The following is a 938-nucleotide window of genomic DNA, read 5'->3' on the forward strand; positions in this document are numbered from 1 at the left end:
CTTTTGCCATTCTGATTCATCGTAATCCTTTTGGCATAATTCTTTAGCCTCTCTTATAGTTTCAGGTACTCTTGTTATCCACCTTATGTCAGGACTACTTAACAACTCTTTGCTATATAGAGCAGAATCAGCAACGTATATAAAACTTGGGGCTTCTTTTAATTGCTTTTTAAATTTCTCTATTTTTTCTACGCTGGCTTTAATTGATTTCTTGTCCGAAGCATTACCACTTAACCCTTCAACCCAAAGCGGTAAATCACTAGGACCGTTAACGGTTAATGACATAATTACCTGCTTTAAATCCCTCCTCTTTTGTTTTGAATATCCGTAAGTTATATTAAACGCTTTTTCTTCACTATTGCCTTCCCCATCAATAATACTACTCTCTTCTTCTATAGTATCTTGTTCCTCATAATCTCCATATACTGATAAGCTAGTTGTATCAATCCTAGAAAATTTACCCAGTAATTTTTGTTTACAGGCAATTTTAAAAGCTACATTACTAAATAGTTTACTAGCCCCATATTCATAAATAGCATCAAGGCAATCTCCTAAAGCGTCATCGTTAAAATACTCTCCCTCTACACCATCTCTAAACAACCGACTTACAGGCTTATTCTCAAAAAATTGGCAATGCATATATAAACGATCATTTAAAAAACCAAGTCCATTTAATATCATTGCTGCTACTCGCTCTCCCATTGTTACCTTTGCCCCTTTCTTGCGAGACACAGGTAATAAAGCGTCTATTTCCTTTATTAGACCCAATTGTTTGATACTTGCTGATACTATCCCCAAATGACCTAATTGCTCCGTTCTTATAGTTTCTAACTCCATAACTTAGTAACTCTATAATATTTACTCATTCTTAGTTAATACTTTTTCTCTTAATTATTCAATAATTATTTCATTCCTATATCATTCCAGCGGAATGTGGG

Annotated in this window: 1 protein-coding gene; it reads right to left on the reverse strand. The window is 34.1% G+C overall.

Features of this window, described 5'->3' with window-relative positions; genetic code table 11:
* A partial coding sequence (locus tag RiCNE_RS07100) for an IS1634 family transposase (RefSeq protein ID WP_133062976.1) occupies positions 1 to 837 on the reverse strand: 837 nt, incomplete at its 3' end.
* Positions 838 to 938 lie beyond the last annotated feature (101 nt).

The sequence above is a fragment of the Rickettsia endosymbiont of Culicoides newsteadi genome (assembly GCF_002259525.1).
Lineage (GTDB): Bacteria > Pseudomonadota > Alphaproteobacteria > Rickettsiales > Rickettsiaceae > Tisiphia.